This is a genomic window from Nonlabens ponticola (assembly GCF_003966335.1).
Classification (GTDB): Bacteria; Bacteroidota; Bacteroidia; order Flavobacteriales; family Flavobacteriaceae; genus Nonlabens; species Nonlabens ponticola.
The window spans coordinates 2,156,266-2,177,645 of the sequence record NZ_CP034549.1; the positions used below are offsets into that span (position 1 = coordinate 2,156,266).

At 40.1% G+C, this 21,380-nt stretch carries 20 protein-coding genes; 8 read left to right on the forward strand and 12 right to left on the reverse strand.

Annotated elements, in window-relative coordinates:
* Entirely contained in the window at positions 1-954 is a 954-nt protein-coding gene (locus tag EJ995_RS09840) for an MlaD family protein (RefSeq protein ID WP_126448058.1), read from the reverse strand.
* A gap of 77 nt (positions 955-1,031) precedes the next feature.
* On the reverse strand, positions 1,032-2,114 hold the full coding sequence (locus EJ995_RS09845; protein ID WP_126448060.1) for an N-acetylmuramoyl-L-alanine amidase: 1,083 nt from the start codon (positions 2,112-2,114) through the stop codon (positions 1,032-1,034).
* 142 nt (positions 2,115-2,256) lie between these two features.
* Here EJ995_RS09845 and EJ995_RS09850 point away from each other — a divergent pair, with 142 nt between their 5' ends.
* Positions 2,257-4,968, forward strand: a complete 2,712-nt coding sequence (locus EJ995_RS09850; RefSeq protein ID WP_126448062.1) for a putative LPS assembly protein LptD — start codon at positions 2,257-2,259, stop codon at positions 4,966-4,968.
* 21 nt (positions 4,969-4,989) lie between these two features.
* Here EJ995_RS09850 and EJ995_RS09855 read toward each other — a convergent pair whose 3' ends face one another.
* The 3 genes from EJ995_RS09855 to EJ995_RS09865 form a co-directional block, all read right to left on the reverse strand.
* On the reverse strand, positions 4,990-6,450 hold the full coding sequence (locus tag EJ995_RS09855) for an aminoacyl-histidine dipeptidase (protein WP_126448064.1): 1,461 nt from the start codon (positions 6,448-6,450) through the stop codon (positions 4,990-4,992).
* Positions 6,451-6,538: 88 nt separating this feature from the next.
* A complete protein-coding gene (mnmD, locus tag EJ995_RS09860) occupies positions 6,539-7,216 on the reverse strand; it encodes a tRNA (5-methylaminomethyl-2-thiouridine)(34)-methyltransferase MnmD (RefSeq protein ID WP_126448066.1) in 678 nt (225 codons plus the stop codon).
* Positions 7,216-7,773, reverse strand: coding sequence for a DUF4920 domain-containing protein (locus EJ995_RS09865; RefSeq protein ID WP_126448068.1), 558 nt, complete (start codon positions 7,771-7,773; stop codon positions 7,216-7,218). Before EJ995_RS09865 ends, mnmD begins: the two co-directional genes overlap by 1 nt.
* An 86-nt stretch (positions 7,774-7,859) precedes the next feature.
* Here EJ995_RS09865 and EJ995_RS09870 point away from each other — a divergent pair, with 86 nt between their 5' ends.
* The 3 genes from EJ995_RS09870 (at position 7,860) to EJ995_RS09880 (ending at position 12,566) form a co-directional block, all read left to right on the forward strand.
* On the forward strand, positions 7,860-8,921 hold the full coding sequence (locus EJ995_RS09870; RefSeq protein WP_126448070.1) for a branched-chain amino acid aminotransferase: 1,062 nt from the start codon (positions 7,860-7,862) through the stop codon (positions 8,919-8,921).
* A gap of 113 nt (positions 8,922-9,034) precedes the next feature.
* Entirely contained in the window at positions 9,035-11,044 is a 2,010-nt protein-coding gene (gene uvrB, locus EJ995_RS09875) for an excinuclease ABC subunit UvrB (RefSeq protein ID WP_126448072.1), read from the forward strand.
* A gap of 166 nt (positions 11,045-11,210) precedes the next feature.
* The gene (locus EJ995_RS09880; RefSeq protein ID WP_126448074.1) at positions 11,211-12,566 is read left to right on the forward strand and encodes a hypothetical protein; all 1,356 of its coding nucleotides are present in this window, start codon (positions 11,211-11,213) and stop codon (positions 12,564-12,566) included.
* A gap of 83 nt (positions 12,567-12,649) precedes the next feature.
* On the opposite strand, the gene EJ995_RS09885 is transcribed toward EJ995_RS09880, so the two are convergent.
* Together EJ995_RS09885 and EJ995_RS09890 are read right to left on the reverse strand one after the other, a co-directional pair.
* A complete protein-coding gene (locus EJ995_RS09885) occupies positions 12,650-13,075 on the reverse strand; it encodes an Hsp20/alpha crystallin family protein (RefSeq protein WP_126448076.1) in 426 nt (141 codons plus the stop codon).
* Between the two features lie 102 nt (positions 13,076-13,177).
* Positions 13,178-13,591, reverse strand: coding sequence for a tellurite resistance TerB family protein (locus EJ995_RS09890; RefSeq protein WP_126448078.1), 414 nt, complete (start codon positions 13,589-13,591; stop codon positions 13,178-13,180).
* 80 nt (positions 13,592-13,671) lie between these two features.
* On the opposite strand from EJ995_RS09890, the gene EJ995_RS09895 reads away from it, so the two are divergent.
* Positions 13,672-14,967, forward strand: a complete 1,296-nt coding sequence (locus tag EJ995_RS09895) for a DUF2254 domain-containing protein (RefSeq protein ID WP_126448080.1) — start codon at positions 13,672-13,674, stop codon at positions 14,965-14,967.
* Here EJ995_RS09895 and panB read toward each other — a convergent pair.
* Entirely contained in the window at positions 14,964-15,782 is an 819-nt protein-coding gene (panB, locus tag EJ995_RS09900) for a 3-methyl-2-oxobutanoate hydroxymethyltransferase (RefSeq protein WP_126448081.1), read from the reverse strand. The two genes, EJ995_RS09895 and panB, sit on opposite strands and share 4 nt — an antisense overlap.
* A 56-nt stretch (positions 15,783-15,838) precedes the next feature.
* On the opposite strand from panB, the gene EJ995_RS09905 reads away from it, so the two are divergent.
* The gene (locus EJ995_RS09905; protein WP_126448083.1) at positions 15,839-16,312 is read left to right on the forward strand and encodes a nuclear transport factor 2 family protein; all 474 of its coding nucleotides are present in this window, start codon (positions 15,839-15,841) and stop codon (positions 16,310-16,312) included.
* A gap of 3 nt (positions 16,313-16,315) precedes the next feature.
* Here EJ995_RS09905 and EJ995_RS09910 read toward each other — a convergent pair whose 3' ends face one another.
* From EJ995_RS09910 to EJ995_RS09920, 3 genes are read right to left on the reverse strand one after another with little or no spacing between them, the layout of a single operon-like run.
* Positions 16,316-17,833 (reverse strand): PH domain-containing protein, encoded by a 1,518-nt coding sequence (locus EJ995_RS09910; protein ID WP_126448086.1) that lies wholly within the window; start codon positions 17,831-17,833, stop codon positions 16,316-16,318.
* Positions 17,826-18,326 (reverse strand): PH domain-containing protein, encoded by a 501-nt coding sequence (locus EJ995_RS09915; protein ID WP_126448088.1) that lies wholly within the window; start codon positions 18,324-18,326, stop codon positions 17,826-17,828. The genes EJ995_RS09910 and EJ995_RS09915 overlap by 8 nt, the downstream gene beginning before the upstream one ends.
* Positions 18,319-18,720 (reverse strand): pyrophosphohydrolase domain-containing protein, encoded by a 402-nt coding sequence (locus EJ995_RS09920; RefSeq protein ID WP_126448090.1) that lies wholly within the window; start codon positions 18,718-18,720, stop codon positions 18,319-18,321. Before EJ995_RS09920 ends, EJ995_RS09915 begins: the two co-directional genes overlap by 8 nt.
* Positions 18,721-18,764: 44 nt before the next feature.
* Between EJ995_RS09920 and EJ995_RS09925 the strand changes: the two genes are divergently transcribed.
* Positions 18,765-18,986: a hypothetical protein gene (locus tag EJ995_RS09925; protein ID WP_394342059.1), complete on the forward strand. Its 222-nt coding sequence runs from the start codon at positions 18,765-18,767 to the stop codon at positions 18,984-18,986.
* Between the two features lie 170 nt (positions 18,987-19,156).
* Here the strand turns inward: EJ995_RS09925 and EJ995_RS09930 are convergent, their stop codons facing one another.
* Positions 19,157-20,179, reverse strand: a complete 1,023-nt coding sequence (locus tag EJ995_RS09930; RefSeq protein WP_126448092.1) for an LVIVD repeat-containing protein — start codon at positions 20,177-20,179, stop codon at positions 19,157-19,159.
* 257 nt (positions 20,180-20,436) lie between these two features.
* On the opposite strand from EJ995_RS09930, the gene EJ995_RS09935 reads away from it, so the two are divergent.
* Positions 20,437-21,378: an alpha/beta hydrolase gene (locus EJ995_RS09935; RefSeq protein ID WP_126448094.1), complete on the forward strand. Its 942-nt coding sequence runs from the start codon at positions 20,437-20,439 to the stop codon at positions 21,376-21,378.
* Positions 21,379-21,380 lie beyond the last annotated feature (2 nt).

Genomic DNA, 21,380 nt, shown 5'->3' on the forward strand with positions numbered 1-21,380 from the left:
TTACTGGTTACGGTTGTCTGGTTGTACGTATTCTTCCTGCTTTTTACCAAAGACAGAAACGTTCACGTATCTCTTAGGGTTTAATTTGATGTCTTGCAGCAACATTTCTGCTTGACGAGTGGCACGTTCTAGGTTTGTGTACAATGCGTCGTCAGTCATGAGCTTACCTAACGAGCCTTCACCACTACTCACATCATCCAGCAAGCCATTGAATTTACCGATGGATGTTTCTAGGTCTGCCACTACTGCTGCTATCTCTACTTTAGAAAGCTCGTCAGATATTCCTGCAAAATTCTCTGTAGTACGATCAAGATTCTTAATGGTATTGCTCAATTCCTGCTCGTTGTTAGCCAGGAAACCATTTGCTTGATTAGATAATTGTCTTATCTCTACCAGCGTGCGATTGACCTCTTCTAGACTTTGTGTAATCGCCTTACGTGTATTAGGATTGAGTGTCCTGTTGACATTTGTAAGAACTGAATCTGCACTGACGATCATGTTTTCTATCTTATCCTTGAGCGGTAAGAATTCATCCATGATTTGCCCTTCAATACCGGCATCTGTTTTTGAGCTCAAGGTATCACCTGGTTGTGCCAATCTACTATCAGATTCAAAATCTGGAACAATGGCAAGTGCCTTACCACCTATAAGTCCAGTGCTGTAAACCGTTGCGGAACTTTCCTTGGAAAATTTAAATGATTCATCTACATGAAATTTTACCAATAGTCTACCACGACTATCTAGAAACGATATGTCATCGATATTACCAACTATAAGACCATTGATGGTTACAGGTGCAGATTTAGTAAGGCCTTCTACATTATTATAAACGGCATAAAAAGAGCGATCTGCTCTCAATAAGTTGCGCCCTTTAAGGAAGCTGTAGCCAAAAATGAATAATGCGATTGCTGCTACCGTGAGTAGTCCTACTTTAATTTCTTTTGTGAATTTCATTGCAAGGGCAGTTTCAACAAATGTAAAGATAAGATATGCCCAATGAATAAGGCTAACATTTATTTAGTAGTTAATTCTTACAACCTACTATACACGCCATTCTCGACAACGACAATGAACGCTGTTTTATAACCTTTCTTTATGGCTTTTGCCCTCAAGTCATTTGCCTTTTCTAGTGAGTCAAATGAACCACTGTAATAACGATATATATTACCTGATTTAACCCGACTAATTTCAGGTAACTTATTGAAGTTGTATGATTTTGCCGCAATAGCTTTACTTCCAGCTGCTATTTGAACTTTATAAATAGCATCATTGCTCACTGGATCAACGGCAACGCCACTTGTGTTTCCATCACTTACCGTGGATAAATTTACATCTCTGGTTTCCCTATACTTTAGGATACCATCATAAATACTCTTAACCACAGCGTCGTGTCCTTTTTTACTAGTCAAGTAGTCACGCTCGCTAGGGTTTGATAAAAAGCCTATTTCTATTAAGACACTAGGCATGTATGATTTGAGCAGCACTACAAACCAGTTTTGTTTTACACCACGATTGACTCGCTTTACATTTTGAGCAAAATTGCCTTGGATCATGGCAGCCAGTTCAATACTATCTTCCATAAACTGTTCTTGAGTTAACAAGCTTGTCACATATGCTGATGGATCATTAGGATCATAACCCTTATAGTTCTCCTCATAATTTTCTTCTAGTAGGATTACATTGTTCTCGCGCATCACCACATCAAGGTTGTCCTTACTTTTAGTTAGTCCTAGAACCCACGTCTCATTACCATTTGCTTGACTCTTATGAAAACTGTTACAATGAATGGATACAAAAAGATCTGCTTTTGCCTTATTGGCGATATCCGCACGTTTATTAAGTGGTATGAAAACATCAGTCTTGCGGGTATAAATCACCTCAAAACCACCATGAGCTTCCAGCTTTTTCCCTACTGCTAGTACTGCCTTGAGTGCGACATTTTTCTCATAAACACCATGATGTGAGTTACCGCCATCATCGCCGCCGTGTCCGGCATCAAGGACCACAACAAACTTTGCCATACCATCCGGTGGATTGAGATTAGAATCAACAGCTGCAGCAGTCGATGCCATTGCGGTGATAAAGGCAATAAAGAAAAATATGTTCGTTCTCATAGGGACTATAAACATTGTGAGTGGTTTGTTTTTATTATGCTTTCGCGAAAGCGTAATTACCAAAAATCACTTTGAAATTATATGTAGTTTTGACAATTCAAAAACCAGACCATTTCCATTAACGAATATACCCTAGTATAGATTGCATTCCATTTACAGGCATATAATTTTATTCATAGTCTTTTTAACAGGAAGTGCGGTAATGGTGGCTCAAGACGTGCCTAATTCTGGTAAAGAAATTGAACCAGTTAGAGAGATTGAGCCTGGTGAAGAAGTAATACCCAAACCACCTATAATTGAGAGTGATAGCATTGAAAATGATAGTCTCAAGAACCCCAATTATCTAGAATACAAACTAGAAACACAGGCCGCAAATTATAGACGCCTAGATCGACGCAATAATACCATCACGCTGTATGATCAAGCAGTGATCATATACGGTGATATCAAATTAGAAGCTGGTAAAATTATCGTGAATAATAATACTGGTGATGTGTTTGCCTATGGTATTGTTGACGACAGTACAGGGGCTTATGTGCAAACGCCTGTTTTTACCCAAGGTGCCAACGTGGTCAAACCTGACAGTATTGTTTTCAATAAAAACTCTCAAAAGGCGCTTACCTACAATAGTCGCACAGCCCAAGGCGAGTTCAATGTAGTTGCAGAAGTCACTAAAAAAGTAAATGATTCCGTTTTCTTTATGCGTAATGCGAGATTCACTACCTCAAAAAACCCAGAAAATCCTGAGTATTATTTCCTGGCGCGCAAGATCAAGTTTGTACCTAAAAAGAAAATCGTCACGGGTCTTGTCAACATGTACATTGCTGATGTCCCAACACCAATTGGTTTACCATTTGCCTTTTTCCCGATGACAAGCGAGCGTCGCAGCGGTATTATACTGCCCTCATTTGGTAATAATAATAGTCAAGGCTATTTCTTGCAAAATGGTGGATACTATTTTGCCGTTAGCGATTACTTTGACCTTACGGTTCTAGGTGATTATTTCACAAATGGTAGTTATGGCGCGCGTGTAGAGAGTGATTATAAGGTGCGCTACAAGTTCAACGGTAGCTTGAGATTCCTGTATGAAAACCAACTTAGAAGTGAGCGTGGTTTTTCTGACTTTAATCAAACTAGTAGATATAATATCAACTGGGTTCACAATCAAGATCCTAATAGCAATCCCAATTCTAGATTTAGTGCTAGTGTGAACTTAGGTAGCTCTACTTTTTTCCAAAATAGTTTTAACCAGACAAATCAAAGTGCTTCATTGGTTAATACGCTGGCCAGTTCCATTTCTTATTCTAAAACCTTTCCTGGAGAACCACAGATTAATCTTAACACCGCAGTCTCGGTGAATCAAAGTACCCGTGATAATCTGGTAAACCTAACCCTACCGACTTTTCAAGGAAGTGTCTCCAGAGTATTCCCATTTGCACCTAAACAAGGTTCTAAAAGTGGCATTATCGAGAACATCAACCTGCAATACAACGTACGTGCAGAAAACCGAGTTACCACAACTGACGACCGCATCTTTAGCTCAGACGTAGTTGAAAACGGCCGCATGGGCGTGGAACATAGCATACCTATATCCACTAACTTTAAGGTAGCCAAATTCTTCTCAATAAGCGCCAACGCCAGCCTTGAAGAAAACTGGGTGTTTGAAACCATTGATCAAACGCTGTTTTTAAATGAAGACAATAGGATCGAGACCAGACGAGACACGATAAGTGGTTTTGATCGCTACCTTACTTATAGGTATGGTGCCAATATAGGTACCACGATCTATGGTAATTTCTCCTCATCAAATCCTGATGCAAAATTTGCCGCAGTACGACACGTCATACGTCCTAATATAAGCTACAGTGCCAACCCTAGTTTTGATCAATTTTATGAGCAATTGCTTGATGAGCAAGGATTAGACATCAGTGAAGAAGAAAGATTTTTCTCGAGATTTGAAGGAACATTAGCTGGCGCACCTAGCCAAAATTTCTCTAGCAGCATAGGTTTCTCAATACAAAATACTCTAGAAGCCAAAGTACGTGACAAGGACGACCCAGATGCAGACTTGAGGTTAGTAAAATTGATTAAAAGTTTGAATTTAAATACTGGCTACAATCTTGCGGGTGATTCTCTCAATATCAATCCGGTAAGAATAAGTGGTGTGATCCCATTGACTAAAAAGGTGGATTTAAACATGGATGCTAATCTAGATCCATATGCTCTTGACAACAACAATCAGCGTGTGGATGAATTCAATATTGATAACGGCGGTAGCCTATTTAGATTGACAAGAGCTGGCGCGCGAGTCAATTTTAAATTAAGTAACAAAGACTTTGAAAAAAATACGGAGGAAGAAGAAGGTGAAGAATTGAACCGTGCAGACAATACCACATTACGCAATGGTGGTCGTGAGGATGATCTCTTTGGCAAACCTATCGATCCTGCTGACGGTGTTTATTATGAGGATGAAGAACCTGTAGAAGAAAACGTCGATATCGACAAGAGCCGCTATAGATTTAAGATCCCATGGTCACTCAATGTCGCCTACACAATGACGTACAACAATGCTCAACGTCAAAATGAGATCAATCGTCAAAGTCTCATGGTAAGCGGTGATCTAGAACTATCACCGCGCTGGAGTATAGGTGGTAACACTGGTTATGATTTTGCCAATAAAGGAATCTCGTTTACCACATTGAGATTTCAGCGCGATCTAGAGAGCTTCCGTATGAGTTTTAATTGGAATCCTATAGGAGATCGACGCAGCTGGTTCTTCTTTATAGGAATAAAGGCTGGTGCTTTAAGCGATATAAAGTACGACCAGCGACAGCAGCCTGACCCAAGGTTCTAGACGATACACTCAAATTTTCACTTAGTTAAGAACAGGTGTCTCCTTTAAAATCTCCTTCAAGAATTTCCAGAATTTTTGAACTGATTTGATTTCTACAAATTCGTCTGGACTGTGTGCTCGTCTTATATTAGGGCCAAAGGAGATCATGTCTAAACCTGGATAACGCTCGCCCAGAATGCCACACTCCAATCCTGCGTGACAAGCCACTACCCTAGGCTTTTCTTGAAACAGGATTTTGTATTGAGCCTCGGCAATTTTGAGCATCTCGCTGTTCAAATTTGGCTGCCAGCCTGGATAATCACCAGTAAATTCGACGTCAAGACCATTGAGACGCATCACACCGGCGATGGTTCCTTTTAGATCATCTTTCTGGCTCTCGACTGATGATCGAGATAGACAGGCAACTTCTAAAGCACCATCTTCCAAAACGACTCTTGCAAGATTATTACTGGATTGCACCAAGTCATCAAAATCGGGACTCCAGCGGTAAACACCATTGACTATTCCCAACAGCATGTAAATAAGGTTTGCGGTATCAATTTCGCTTAAGGCCTTATGACTTTCGGTACTTTCAATCTCGATAGACATGTTAGGTTCCAGACTTTCATATTCAGCAAGAATTGCAGTTTTACACCTTTTAAATGCATCAATGATTTTTTTGTTCTCGCTTTCGCGAAAGCTAACCACGCTAACTGCTTCTCTAGGTATAGCATTTCTCAAACCACCGCCATTAAATTCCTGCAAGTGGATTTTACCATTGTTGCGCATGGCGTCCATAAGGCGTGTGATGATCTTGTTAGCGTTAGCTAGACCTTTATGAATATCCATACCGCTATGACCGCCTTTGAGACCTTTTACAGTAATCTTGTGCGCTTTAAAGTCGTTATCTAGACCTTCTTGAACATAATTTCTCGTTCCCGTTATATCGACACCACCAGCGCAGCCCACATCAATCTCGTCATCTTCCTCAGTATCAAGATTAAGCAGGATGCTGGAAGTGAGAACTTTTTGGTCGAGCTTTTTGGCTCCAGTCATTCCTGTTTCTTCATCAATGGTAAACAGTGCCTCGATAGGTGGATGCGGTAAATCAGTCGATGATAGAATCGCCATAATCGCGGCAACACCTATACCATTATCGGCACCTAGCGTGGTGCCACGAGCCGTGACATGACCATTTTCTATGAGCATGTCTATGCCTTGTGTATCAAAATCAAAGGTGGTATCATTATTCTTTTGATGTACCATGTCTAGATGCGATTGCAGGATGACGCTTTTACGCGATTCCATTCCGACGGTGGCTCCTTTCTTGATGATGACGTTGCCTATATCATCCACAATGGAGATTAAATCGTGTTTTGCGGCAAAATCCAACATGAATTGTCGCACGCGCTCTTCCTGTTTAGAAGGTCGTGGTACGGCATTTAGATCTGCAAAATGGTTCCAAAGTGACTTAGGTTCTAGCTCACGTATTTCTTTACTCATGTTCTCGTATTTGCTCATTTGTATGTACAAGAGCAAAATACCATGCGCAACGCGGTATTCCCGTGAATTTTATATTAAAAAAATACGTCTATTTAGTAGCTCGCAGCATCTCTCGTTTGCCTGGTGGCCCAGCTAAACGTTCTACCTTAAAACCAGCTGCTTGCATATTACGGCGCACTTGTCCAGCGGCACAATAAGTAGTCAATACGCCTTTTTCCTTCAATGATTTGTAAGCTGCATTGAAGATTTCCTGACTCCACAATTCTGGCTGGGTGCGCGGCCCAAAGGCATCAAAATAGATAAGGTCGTATTGATTTAATTCTGCAAAGTCCTCAAATTTGAGCTGGCTTTTAATTAAATAAAAATTGGGTCTCAACTCTATTTCCTTTTCCCAAGCGGCAGCATGCAAGTCAGTATATAAAGACTTATCAGCAACTAGCTCGCCATAATCCATTGCAGCAATTTCCTCATCGGTTATTGGAAAAGCCTCTATGCCTTTATAATATGTCCTAATTCGGTGCTCCTCGAGAAATTTTACTGTGAGCATGGCATTAAGTCCAGTGCCTAGGCCATACTCTAAAATGGTTATTGTGTTTAATGCCTCAAGATCACCTAATCTTGTATCCAGCAAATACCTTAAACCTGTTTGTATAAACACGTGACGCGCTTCTTGAAGCGCGCCGTGTTTAGAATGATATTGTTCATTGAGGTCTGGCATGTGAATAGTTTTGGAACCATCACCAGTCACCATGATCTCTCTTTTCATTATTCCGCTGTTTGAGTTTCAGGTGTGAAAACGTCTGGATTCTCATAAGATTCAACAAGTGCGCCATCTGCTTCAAAAGCTAGGGTCACTTCATCTTCTGTAATCGCATCAATTTCTTCCTGGCTCTTTTTGGCATCCATTGCATAGTGCTTCAAGTCTTCCATAGGCGTGATAGATTTGTAGATTTTACCATTAAGCACTACCTCTTTACCTTGTGAATCACGCGGTAGAAAGAATCCATAATCCTTGAAGGTCACTCTGGCTTCTTGACCATTCTCTAGTGGTATCTTGATCCAGCAACCTTTTTTTGCGCAAACCTCATTCACTATAGTTTTTACTTTTACTTGCACGGTATCTGCTGGTTTGAGCAATTCATAAACGTCCATCAACTCGGCAGATGTCATGACGGTCTCGTCATCAATCTCATCGCCGTAGGATAGGTACGCCACTTCTTCTACTTGTTCATCATTAACAGCAGGCATTTCTTCTTGTTCAGATTCGTTCCTACAACTAGTAATTGCGATTGCTACAATAAAAAGGGTGATAAAATATTTCATTGTTATTATTTAGCTACAAAATTAAGAATTTGACAATGATAAATTAATTGGAGTATCCATTATCTTTGCAAAAAATTAAAAAACTGATGACAAGCACTCACGACATCGTTGTAGATCAAGTTCAAGAATCAAGAGTTGGCACGACCAATTTTGATAATTTGATTTTTGGAAAAACCTTTACAGACCATATGCTGGAATGCACGTGGCGCGATGGCAAATGGGAAACCGCTCACATCAAACCTTACGGGCCTATTATGGTAGAGCCTAGTAGTAAAGTCTTTCATTATGGGCAAGCTATTTTTGAAGGTATGAAAGCCTTTAAAGATGCTCAAGGCAACGTGCATCTATTTAGACCAGAAGATAATTGGATACGTTTTAATGAAAGCGCCAAGCGTCTTGCAATGCCTACCGTACCAGAAGAAATCTTCATGGATGGCCTCAAGAAACTTGTAGATCTAGATCGTGAATGGGTACGACAAGGTGATGGCGTGTCGCTATACTTGAGACCTTTTATGATTGCCAGTGAGAATGGAGTTGCCGCAGCACCATCGACTGAGTATAAATTCATGATTGTTATGTCACCAGCAAGAGCTTATTATAGAGGCGATGTTAGGGTCATCATAGCTTCTCAATTCTCTCGCGCTGCTGATGGTGGTGTAGGTTATGCCAAAGCCGCTGGAAATTATGCCGCGAGTTTTTATCCTAACAATCTCGCGCTGGAAGAAGGTTACCAGCAAATCATATGGACAGACGCTGCAACTCATGAGTATCTTGAAGAAGCTGGTACCATGAACATTTTTGTACGCATAGGTGATAAGCTATTGACCTCACCACACAATGATAGGATTCTCAATGGTGTGACGCGCCGCAGTGTCATACAGCTGGCTAAGGATCATAACATTGATGTAGAAGAGCGTAGAGTAAGTGTCAAAGAAATGAATGAAGCCGCTGCTAACGGTGAACTTAAAGAAATTTTTGGAACAGGAACAGCCGCTGTGATCGTGCCAGTATTAGGTTACAAGCATGAAGACTTTGTGCATGACTTGCCTGCCGTGGACGACAGCTATGCTACATTATTTAAACAAAAACTGAGTGACATACATTACAATCGCGTTAATGATGAGCATGAGTGGCTTGTAAAAATCTAAGAAACTTAAAAGCCTCGATAAGAGGCTTTTTTTATGCTTGATTGTTGCAGGTAGGCTATTTTTAACCTTGCTTTCGCGAAAGCGGAACAAACCACCCACTATTTTTACACTTCATGGAATTTAAGATAGAGTCAGACTTTCAACCTACTGGTGATCAACCGGCAGCCATCAAGAAGTTGGTAAAGGGAATTGAGAATCAGGATCGATACCAGACGCTGCTGGGTGTGACTGGTAGTGGTAAGACGTTTACCATGGCAAACGTGGTCGAGAGTGTACAGAAGCCAACACTGGTATTATGTCACAATAAAACACTGGCTGCTCAATTATACAGCGAGTTCAAATCGTTCTTTCCTGAGAATGCGGTTGAATATTTTGTTTCCTATTATGATTATTATCAGCCAGAAGCATTTATACCAACTAGCAGCACGTATATAGAGAAGGATCTTTCTATCAATGAAGAGATCGAGAAGATGCGATTGAGCACAACTTCTTCTCTACTTTCTGGACGTCGTGACATCATTGTCGTAGCATCAGTTTCTTGTTTGTACGGTATAGGGAATCCTATTGAATTCCAAAAAAACGTGGTGCGTCTGGCCAAAGATCAAGTTATAGCTCGAACGGACTTGCTCAAGCAATTGGTTCAAAGTCTTTACTCTCGCACAACAGCAGAGTTCGGCCGTGGAAACTTCCGCATCAAAGGCGATACGATTGATGTATTTCCTAGCTATGCAGATACGGCGTTTAGAATACACTTTTTTGGTGATGAGATTGAGGAAATCGAGCGTTTTAATCCTACGGACGGTCGCGTGATTGAAAAGTACGAGCAAATCACAATCTATCCGGCAAACATGTTTGTAACATCACCAGACAGATTGCAAAATGCGATCCACTCGATTCAAGAAGACCTTGTCAAACAGGTGGAATATTTCAAAGAAATAGGCAAGCCTCTTGAAGCTAAACGTATTGAAGAACGTACGGAGTTTGATCTAGAAATGATACGTGAACTAGGCTATTGTAGCGGTATTGAGAACTACAGTAGATACCTGGATGGTAGAATGCCTGGCACGAGACCATTTTGTTTGCTGGACTACTTTCCAGATGATTTCTTGATGGTCATCGATGAGAGCCATGTGAGCGTTCCACAAGTGGGCGCTATGTATGGTGGCGATAGGTCTAGAAAAGTTAATCTGGTAGATTACGGCTTTAGATTGCCAGCCGCCATGGACAATCGTCCACTCAAGTTTGAAGAGTTTGAAGCCTTGCAAAACCAGGTAGTTTACGTGAGCGCCACACCGGCAGACTATGAGCTGGAGAAAAGTGAAGGTGTTGTGGTTGAGCAGATTATAAGACCAACAGGATTGCTGGATCCCATTATCGAAGTAAGACCTAGTCAAAATCAAATTGACGACCTGGTTGAAGAAATACGCGTGCGAGAAGAGCGCGATGAACGTGTCTTGATTACGACGCTTACCAAGCGTATGGCAGAAGAGCTTACCAAATACCTTACTCGCATCAACGTGCGCTGTAGATATATTCACAGTGATGTTGATACCCTTGAACGGGTAGAGATCATGAGTGACTTGAGACGTGGTTTATTTGATGTGCTAATAGGAGTTAATTTATTGCGTGAAGGTCTTGACCTACCTGAGGTTTCTCTTGTAGCGATTCTAGATGCTGATAAAGAAGGTTTCTTGCGCAACAATCGATCGCTCACGCAAACCATAGGACGTGCCGCACGTAACGTTAACGGACTTGCCATTTTATATGCTGACAAGATCACAGAAAGTATGCAAAAGACAATCGACGAGACAGAATATCGTCGATCAAAACAAATTGCTTACAATGAGGAACATGGACTGACGCCTACTGCGATTAAAAAGAGTCTAGATAGCGCACTTGCCGGAAAAACCAAAGCCGTATACGCCATAGAGGAAACGCTCAATCTCGCTGCCGCAGAAGAAGAAGCTAGCTATATGAGTGTAGGCGATCTTGAGAAGAAAATACGCAGTACTCGCAAAAAAATGGAGACTGCGGCTAAAGAATTGGACTTTATGGAAGCGGCACGTTTACGCGACCAAATCAAGATGTTTCAAGAGAAATTAGCTGCTGAAAAAGCCAATTAATTCTTAATTCATTGGACGATTATTTTATTGCTTTCAACGTTTATTTAAGACCACCTACCACTTGAAACGTTTAACTGCTTAATTGCAGGTAGCACAAGGCTTTACGCCAGTTTTCCACTGTTATGTTTTCTATTTTTACAGACTATTTCAATAGAAATTTCTGAAAATGAAACATTTATATTCTACTCTACTTATTTGTTTAATCGGGTCTTTTGCCACTGCACAAGTCGGTCTAAATACCATCACACCTACAGCAGACCTTGAGATTGTCTCAAAAGCCTCACTTGAAGCTGGTGAATACAATGGTGTTATCTTACCTCGAGTTACAGCGCTTCCTGTGTCTGGCGATGCTACTTTTCCTACCGCTAATCAGCGAGGATTGATGCTTTACCTAGATACTACCGATGGTACCGAAGGTATTTATATGTTTGATGGAACTCAGTACATCAAGCAGGAGAACGCAGCACCTAGCAGTGCTTTTTATAACGATGGATCGACAGATTTCGCTACCACAGTAGATGCTGAAGCATTTAGAACTGGAAGAACCAGATTTGGTAGAGATAGTTCAACCGCAGCCATAGTAACTATTGAAAATGAAACTGGTGCTAGCCAAGATCGCACCACATTGAGCGTGACTAATAGGCATACAAGCTCTGTAGGCAACAGTTTTGGTATTAGTATCAACAATACGGCTTCAAGTGACAATAAAGTAGGTATTCTTAACAATGTTTCTTTATCTGGTGACGGCGTACATACTGGAATTGAGAATATTGTTGCAGTAAGAGACGATAATGCTCCAGAAGTTGAAAATTATGGTTTAAAATCTGTGGTAGGTGATGCTGCAAGTACAGGAACTATTTATGGGGTTTACAGCGAAGTAAATAGTGATGCGGCTGCCACGGCTTATTCAGGTTATTTTGTCGGTTCAAAATTCGGTATCCGACAAGATAATACAGCTTCATCTGCAGGATATGATTTAACTACAGATACTGGTACCGCTGGTCAAGTTCTAACAACTGATGGAGCTGGTCAAGCTACGTGGGCTGATGCCAATACTCCTGCCACTATTTATGTGAAGGCTACAGGTTCGCAATCATCGCTTTCCAACCCAAATCAAAATAATAGTATGGATGATTGGAACGATTTAATCTACGCGACTGAAGTTGTCGATGATGGTTCTGGTTACGATAATAATACTGGTATCTTCACGGCGCCTGTTGATGGAATATATCAAGTCAATTCCATGTACGTTATTACAAGTGCAAATGCCACTGTAGATCAATTCGGTATCGGCATCCAGGTAGATCCTGATGGTGTTGGAGGTCCTTCTGATTTTGATTTTGTTCTGATTAGCGAACCAAATCATAACGGTAATGGTGAGGTGTATAGAAATTTACACACTACTGTCAAACTTGATGCAGGTGCTAGATTGAAAGTGCAACTCAAAATGCCAGATAATTACGGCTCAGTCAATCTGAATACTTTTGAAGGGAAAAATCAAATTACGATTGCAAAACTTTAATAGGCTTTTTTAAATATTACAAAAAATCCCAGCCTATCGGCTGGGATTTTTTTTGCTTAGAGCTCATCCAATCTTCTATACCATTATTTAAGCGAAATCATACGCTTAGGCTGTGGTAAAGCTTCTTCTTTTTTGGGAAGAGCTACCTTCAAGATACCATCTTCATAGTTTGCGTCGATCTTATCCTGATTAACCGTTTCTGGCAAATTGAAGCTTCGCTTAAAAGATTTCTTTACAAACTCCTGGCGAGTAAACTGCTCAGTAGCTTCCTTTTCTTCAGTCTCTACCTCTGCATAGATGCTCAATACGTCTTGATCGATCTCAATGCTCACTTCATCCTTGCTAAAGCCCGGTATCACCATTTCTAGTGCGAAGTGATCATCACCTTCAGCAATGTTTACTGCTGGTTGGCTCGCTCTTACCGCGCTACCGCCTGCATAGTCGTTATTAAACATATCATCAATCAATGATGGTAACCAATTGTTTGCTGTTCTATGTGCTAATTTCATAATATCAATTTTTAAATTATGATTAGCTACAGTCAATTCAAGTACCAAAACAAAAAAGCGACACAATGTCGCTTTTTGTCCTGAATAAAATGTCAACTTGTCTTAGTTGCTCGTTTGCGTATGTATAGAAAGTAGCTCCGTAGGTGGTATATCTCCATGTGGATACTGTTTCATTTTAGCCAATAGCATAGCCACCGTACTTTGTCTTATCCCATATTTAAGAGCCACCTCGTGTAAAAACTGAAGCTCTCCATCGTCCACAACACCATCAATATGCATCATGAGCATCAGTCGATGAAAATGAACGATGCGCTGTGTGAATGACTTAGGCGGTGAAATTTTACCCGTTTCGGGATGCTCAATCATTTGTAAGACCTGATCATCATCAATTCCCAATCGTTTACCCAAGGCTTTGATGAATTCTATTTCCTCTTTCTTTAAGTGAGCGTCGGCATGAGCCATTTTAATGAGCTCAACAAGTATGTCTTCTTTCTCTTTTTCAGTATAATTCATCACAGCTGCTCTTTTTGTGAAAATACACAATACTTAGGAAATCGTTAACCATCGAGGTTGTGGCTCTAGCTTACTTTTAACATATGAAGAAAATCTTTTTCCGCGTACGCTCCTTTTTCAACATCATCACCAGCAGCATCGCCTTCTACCCTACTTTCTATGCGGTGACTGCGGTTATTTTAGGTATCGTGATGAAATTTGCAGAGCAGTCCGGTATCTCAAAATATCTTTCTGACCACGCACCATGGCTAGTAGTAAGCGATGCAGATACCGTTAGGAACATTTTAAGTACACTTATCGCCAGTGGATTGAGCATGCTGGTATTTTCATTCTCAATGGTAATGCTTTTATTATCACAGGCGGCAAATAATTACTCGCCACGCGTTCTTCCCAGTCTTATCGCTAATAGAAGACACCAGACGATCCTGGGAACATTTCTAGCGATGATTTTATACAACATGATTACTATACTGGGTATTGAATCCAAGTCTGATGGATATACCATGCCAGCATTGTCGGTATTTATAGGCGTATTATCGGCGGTTATCGCACTAGCTGCCTTTGTCTATTTTATTCATAGTATCTCTACAAGTATTCAAATTAATCAAATCCTCAAAAAGATTTATAACGTTACTAACGAGCGACTTCAAGAAGTGGTTGATGATTCGGAGGCAAAGAATGATTGGCCAGATACTGATGATTGGAATATTTATAATTCAAAACAAAACGGGACACTTCAAAATTATAGCGCCGTTGCCCTACAAGGAATGGCAGAAGAGTATGATATCAAATTTGAATTTATCATCATCAAGGGACAATACATATTTGAAGGGCAACCTATTGCCAGAACCAGTAAAAAATTGACTGATGAGCAAGAAGAAGAACTCTATAAAAACTTCAACTTCAATGAGTCTGAACTTGTATATGATAATTATGTCCTAGGTTTTAAACAAATTGCTGAAATCGGCGTCAAGGCAATGAGCCCAGGAATAAATGATCCAGGAACTGCACTGGACACAATCAATTATCTCATGGAGCTTTTTGCACTGCGCATGAAGAAAAATGATAACACTATCATACGTGCAGAAGATAGCGAAGAGCCTCTAATAAAAGTAAAAACGGTTGACTTCACAGATTTGCTCTACCAAACAATGGTGGCTTATCGTACCTATTGTAAACACGACATGGTTGTGATGCAAAAGCTGTTTCTCATGATGAAACACCTTGCACAGCAAGAAGCCATTCACGATTCATTCTATGATGTTGTAAAGCGTGAGACAGAACTATTGATGACAGACGCGAGAGACGCCGTAAACAATCAAATGGATATTATGGTGTTGACTAATTATTATGACGAGGTCCTAGAAATACTAGACTAGTACTGCTCATCATCATTAGGAAAGTCCTTGCTCTTGACATCCTTGTTATACTGATCCACAGCCTTACCCATATCCTCATAAAGGTTCATATACCGGCGCAAGAATCGTGGGTTAAATTCATGCGTCATTCCAAACATATCGTGAGAAACTAGCACCTGACCATCAACACCAGATCCAGCACCTATCCCAATTACAGGAATAGTAAGACTGTCTGCTACCTGCTGTGCCAGCGCTGCTGGAACTTTCTCTAGCACCAGTGCAAAACATCCCAACTTCTCTAACATCAAGGCATCTTCCTTGAGTTTATTAGCTTCTGCTTCTTCTTTGGCCCGTACAGTGTACGTGCCAAACTTATAAATAGATTGTGGTGTTAAACCCAGATGTCCCATTACTGGAATACCAGCATTGAGAATACGTTTTATGGAATCCTTAACCTCGCTACCACCTTCTAGTTTTACAGTGTGCGCACCGCTTTCTTTCATGATACGTATGGCACTGCGCAACGCCTCTTTAGGATCACTTTGATAACTACCAAAGGGTAAGTCCACAACTACCAAGGCCCTATCCACACCACGCACTACACTACCAGCGTGATAAATCATTTGATCTAGCGTTATTGGCAGCGTCGTCTCATGACCAGCCATGACATTACTCGCACTGTCACCTACTAGAATCACGTCGATACCTGCGCTATCAATAATTTTAGCCATGGTAAAATCATATGCGGTAAGCATAGAAATCTTCTCGGCATTGGCCTTCATTTCAGTAAGCGATTTTACGGTGACGCGTTTATATTCTTTTTTGGCGGTTGACATAGGCGTGTTTTATCGGGTAAAAATAGTGATATTAGCAAGACTTTAAACCGTAGGATATGAGACTCGTTGTTATAATGATCATTGCTTTATTAGCTTTCGCGAAAGCTAACTCACAACAAACAACCGCCACAACGACCGAAACCGTGATGCTCGACAAACATCCTGCAATTGTGGTTGTGGATGATTTTTTCAAAGCGTTTCATTTGCAAGACACCACTGCGATGAGAACAAAATTTATTGCAGAGCCATCCGTATTGTCCATTGCAAATCGTGCAAACAAACAACTCATCGTTTACAGTTCCATTGAGAATTTGTTGGACGGTATCGCTGCTATTCCCGAGACCGTAGATTTTGAGGAGCGGCTTACATCTAATGAAATTATAAGCGATGACGGCATCGCAACAGTTCATACAGATTATGAATTCTACATCAATGGTGACCTATCGCACTCGGGTCGCAACAGCTTTACATTGGTGCTTTTTGATGACAAATGGGTCATCAGCCAGATTATGGATACCAGAATATATTAATCACTACATCCAGTAGCGATCGCTTGCAATCACTTGATTATTTGTATCATTTTTGAGTCTATGTACCTCACTAGTATTGAAGTATCTAGCACCGCGAGAACCTCCAGCGGTGTGAAATTTGAAATGAGATTGCGCTCTACGTTTAAGAAAAATACTGCGGCATGCCTCACTTGCCTGTAGTTTAAAAACTGGCGTGATAATGATTGATGGGAATAGCCATCCTTTATGAAGCGTCAACAACTCGCTAGCTTTCAAAATTCGTGTATGTTCACCAGATTTATAAGCATTATAAGTCGTCCATAATAATACTAAGGCAGGAATCGCCACCAACCAATATTGTTCAAAATAAACAAAAACCGCCGCTGGTAAGACAGTGAAAATAGACACAATATATAAATTAAGTCTAGCGTGCGACCATGCTATAGAATGCATAGGTTGCTGATCAACTTCTGGTATTTTCCCAAAGATAATTTGCTGCAACTGCGCCATTTTATCTGACGTACAAGCAGGAACAGTAATATTATTGAGCTCGTTATTTTCCGATTGAGCTTGATAGATTCGGGCTGTTTGATATCCCAGCATCTTACGCAACGGGTTCGAATGAAATTCCAGAATCTGTATCTTATTGATAGGTATCTTAACCTCACGCCTATTGAGCAATCCCATATTTACTTCTAGGTAATTTCCCTTCTTGTAAATACTGTAATCCCAGAATTTATTGATGACAAGTATCATGCTTACCAGTACTGCAATGATGCAAAAACTTATAATCACAAAAACCACAAGACTAATAGTCGCTCCAGCGACGACGCTCTCGTAATCAAGATCCAGTTGTTCCTCATAAAAATACTCTACCACATCCTTGATCTTGTACCAGAATCCAAAAACAATTCCCAAAGCCAAGCCACCACTACGCAGATGATTTTGTGTAAGACCTACCTTTAATAAGTCTACCATACTTAATTGTAGTAAAGGTCTTTTATCCTGTACATCAATTGCTGGCTGTTGCGTGCTTGAATCTTCTTGATCAGCAAAGTTTTCATTTTTAAGAGCATCATTTGAATCAATGACTTGTGTGGCTTTTTCCTGCAGTAAATCCTTGAAACTTTGAGCAAAAGAGCGCTCTAGCGCTGGTATCTCTAGTTCCTTAGCTTTAGAACCTGCCGTTTCAATATCGACCGCGACTACATTGAGTAATCGCTGTGCAACGTTTTGATTGATATTGACACTCTGTATACGTTCTAGTGGTATGGCTTTTCGTTCTTTATTAAGAACGCCTTGTTCAATGATTAGCTCGTCATCAACAACATAAAACTTAAAGAAATAGTACTTTAAAATTGGTGATATAAAAACACTGAATCCTACAAGCACTGCGACAACAAGAACAATCCAGCTGTTAGAAAATGCTCGTGAACCTATCAAAACATAGAATCCCAAAGCGATAAGACCCTTGATATTCTTAAACAGATATACCAGTATACTTTTGGGACTTTGCCTATTGGGAACGCTCAAATCAGGCATGGCGCGTGGCTTTTCCTGATATAAAGTCTTTGAGCTTTGCCGCGACCATAGGATCTAGTCCTGAAATACTTAAATCAGACGCTGATCCACCTGCGGTGTAAATCTGCAATTCACACAAATTGAAGGCTCGATCAATCGGACCATCATTTACCTCAGTGTGCTGTATGCGATTAAAGGGTACGGTGATTTCATGATGGAATAACCAGCCGTATCTGTATGTGATGTCTTTTTCTCGCAGGACATAACCTCGTACAAAATATTCTTTGTATGCCAGAAATAATACCAAAATCAATAGCAACAACCACAAAGAACCAGCAGCGACAGCAATCCAAGTATCTACAAAAAACACCATGACAATAACACCAATTAATAATGGCAACATAAAAAGCGTTTTGGCAATGAGCTTTTTATTCAAAAAACGCTTGGGATGTTTTTCAAATTCTTCCTGTGGTACATCAGGCAGATTAATAACATTTAAGTTTTCATTAGTCATTACCGGTAGCATCTTTAAGGATCTTACCAAAGTCTGGTTTGAAATAATCTGGACCTTTCAATACCTTACCATCTTCACGATAGATAGGTTGTCCATTTGCACCCAATTTGCTCATGTTTGATTTTTGAATCTCGTCAAATATGTCCTCGATTACTTCCTGCATACCGTGCTCGATAATGGTACCGCATAAAATGTATAGCATATCGCCCAACGCGTCAGCAACTTCTATGAGGTCATCATGTTTGGCAGCCTCTAAATATTCTTCATTTTCTTCCCGCATGAGCTCATATCGCAATAGTTTGCGCTCTAGCGAGATATTAATGGTTGGAGTCTTCTTCTTATTAAGTTTGAATGCGGTATGAAATTCCTCAACGGCCTTAATTTGCTTTTTCATGGATGGTAGTTGTTTGCTTTGTAATTTTACAAAAATCACGTGATATGACCACTATTCTAGCCGCAATAAAGGATCCTATGTTTTCTCAAGGGCAAATTGTTTTTGGGATTATTTTTTTTATTGCTTTTGTCATACTCATCACTTTCATGTATCGCAAGGATAAAACCTTGCACCGCAAGAATTATAAAGGCGTTATCTGGATTTTGGTAGGCTTTCTTGCTTTCTTTGCCTTACTTCTAGCTATCAAGTTTGGCCTTAAAGAGTGATGCTTGCTCTACAATAATTTGCTTGTAAGTGATAATGATTTCTGTTATGCTTTCGCGAAAGCGTAATCCCGACTATCTCAGTTACATATAATAAAAAAGAGACTGATTTCTCAGCCTCTTCTTATCTACAATCTACTCTACAAATTGTACGGTTAGTATGTGATACTCGATTACTCTACGTTTAAGTAGATGCTTGAGATACCAGATACTGATTTTTGAATCATTGGTGCCATATCGCCACCTAGTACTGCATTATCAAATGCTAGAGCCATACCGCCATTGGTAGCACGCTCTGCAGTGTAGAGTACTTTACTAATGTTATCGTATTCAAGGTCAACTGGGTTGCCTAACATGGTATTGCTACCTTTTACTGTTGCTACATCGTCTGATGTGATTGTTCCATAATTTTCAAGACCGCTATAGATAACTGAGAAGTTTCTAATAGTATGGATAGCACCATCGCTATCGTCTAGTGGGTTACCTACATCTGCAAGGAAAAGACAGTCTTCAACATCGTCATAAGTAACGCCTCTTAAAGATTCAGCACCTTCTATGGTTACAATATCATCAGCAGTTAGTTCGCCTGAACTGTTGGAGAAAAAGTCATTGTAAACTGCAATAGTACCACTGTTATCACGTGCTGCGTACAATGTGTTGCCAGCTAGGAAAATGCCCCAGTGTTGGTTACCAGTTTCATAAATATTTAAAAGTCTAACAGATTCTGGTGTTGACTCATAGACAAAAAACTTGTTACTATCGCCTGTGCCTCTTGAGTCAGCGCTTACCACAATCATGTTACCAGATACAGCGATATCACGAGCATTCTCAACTTGTACATCACTTCTTAAGGTTGGTGCAAGAGCAGCTCCAGACTCCGAAGCTCCTAAATTTTGAAAGACAAGTATGTTGTTTTCAGACCTTGAAGCCTCAAATAAACAATCTTGTGTTGGGTCATAGTGTAATCCATCACTATCACGGCTAGCAGATAGGAATGATTTGTTAGTTACATTAGAGAAATCAGTAAAATCAAAAACGTTGATTTTTCCTGATGTGTTGCTTCCAGTAAAAAGAGTTACTTTTCCTAAGTCTTCAGAAGATATGTCGCTAGCGTCTAGCTCCTCATTATCTGATGAACATGAAACTAAAGCAGTTAAGCTTAAAAGTAATGCTGATGTTAATGTAAATTTTTTCATGATTTGTAGAGTTGTTGTGTTTAACGTGGTTCAAATATGCAATGCAATATCGCGTTAAACAAACACTATTTATCGATGAAATGCACAAAAATAATGCATGTTATTGTTTTACAGGAACTTAAGTACTTATTGAAAATTTGATAATATTTTCAGAATAATGCTTTTTATCGTTTAATCGATACTTTTAATCTGATTTAGATTAATTTTTAATTAATTTCGATAACTGCCAAAAGCTGTCTAATTGTAAATTTATACGGATGAAATACATAAATCTTCTTTTATTACTAGTTTTAATTACATCATGTAAGGATCAAAGCCCAAAAAACGTTTTTACAAAAAATGCCGCCAAAATTGATACATCGGTATCAATGGCAAACCCTATATATAAGGACACCGTTTTATTCCTAGAAGATTTCAAGTCGAACTATGTCGACAACCGCAACGTCGAGATATGGCTTCCTGCTGGCTACCCAAAAAAGGATGTCACTTACAAAGTACTATACATGCAGGATGGTCAAACAGCTTTCACAACCGCAAATTCAAACTATGGTAAGTCATGGCTCATAGGCGAGAAAATGGATTCACTGCTTCAATCTAGCAGCATTGCTCCTACTATTGTGGTTGCCGCATGGTCACACGCTGATAAACGTTTTAATGAGTACATGCCGCAGTTACCAGGTGATTTGACTCGTACTGCTTTCGCGAAAGCGGAATTGAAAAAGAACACAGGCTACAATGAATTATACAGTGACAATTACCTGAAGTTTCTAACAAGCGAGTTGAAGCCCTATGTCGACAAAAATTTTCAGGTATCTCAAAGACCCGAGGACACTGCCATCATGGGAAGTTCCATGGGTGGCTTGATATCATTGTATGCGTTTGTGGAATATCCAGTAGTATTTGGCCGTGCAGCATGCATGAGTACCCACTGGCCAATTCCTATATTAGGTGAAGCGCTCATCGATGAATTACCAGAGGCCATTCCATCAAGCGACAACCGCATCATTTACTTTGATTATGGCACTGAGACGCTTGACGCAACGTATGAACCGTATCAAAAAGAAGTAGATGAAATATTTGAACAAGCTGGCTACAACGACAATAGCTACATGTCGCTAAAATTTGAAGGGCATGAACACGACGAGAATTACTGGAATAAACGCGTGCACATACCCTTGAAATTTTTACTAGCAAACTAATG